This window comes from Shewanella sp. SM69 (genome assembly GCF_025653985.1).
GTDB classification, from domain to species: domain Bacteria; phylum Pseudomonadota; class Gammaproteobacteria; order Enterobacterales; family Shewanellaceae; genus Shewanella; species Shewanella oncorhynchi.
Genome location: NZ_JAKKRV010000056.1, coordinates 1 through 818, shown reverse-complemented (window position 1 = coordinate 818; position 818 = coordinate 1). Strand labels below are relative to the sequence as shown.

General features: G+C 48.9%; 1 pseudogene. It reads right to left on the bottom strand.

Annotated elements, in window-relative coordinates:
* A pseudogene (locus L5M37_RS24050) lies at nucleotides 1-818 on the bottom strand (hypothetical protein); the annotation flags it as partial.

Below are 818 nucleotides of genomic sequence, written 5' to 3'. Positions count from 1 at the left end.
CGTTGGACAAAGTGGTTTTCTGACCTTCCGGCACGAACTCAAAATTAATCGCATACTCCACCACGATATCGCCATTATGCTGAGCAAAGCGCGAGATGGTGCAGTTACGGTCTTCGTCGTAAACGTCTGACATATCATGCGGCCGCGTCCACAAGTCCAACAGGTTAACCGGATGTTTTGCAAAATCCTCTGCAACCTCAGATTTGAGGATGGGCATCATTACCGCCTCGGGTAAGGTTTGATTTACCTGAGTGCTGGTATCGTCCATTTCAGAGTTGAGTTTGGGGTAAGGGATCCAGCCGTGGCCAGATTCTAATTGCTTGAAAATTGCGTAAGGACGGAATGGCGCGGCCCCGATACCGTCAATGCTCCAGCGAAAAGATAATAGCAGGCTTTGTGCTTCGTCAAATAGGTAATTCAAGCTCTTGGGGTCTTGAGCCCACTCGCGGTACATTTCCAAAAATAATCGCTTGGTCTTAGGTGGGATATTAGGGTCGTTGGCGATGTCGCGATACCCTTCATGCTCGATTTCTCGACCGTTAGCAACAAGCTCTGCGAACTCCTTAGCAATCCGAATGCTATCCAATGTCAGCTGGGCGGCGTAACGCACCATCTTCTCTAAATACTTGGGTTTAAGGGTGTTTGGCTGTAGCGCGACGCGATTGTAAGTGACCGGATCGTAAGCTCGAGCATGAAGGGCTCTGGCGTCCATATCATTGCTTAAACGCCAAAGGTAATCCCTCACTCGAAGTGCATTTTCACTGCCTAACGCATTCCAGCGGGGTAATTTTGAAAGTCCTGTAGCTGAATTATCGGTT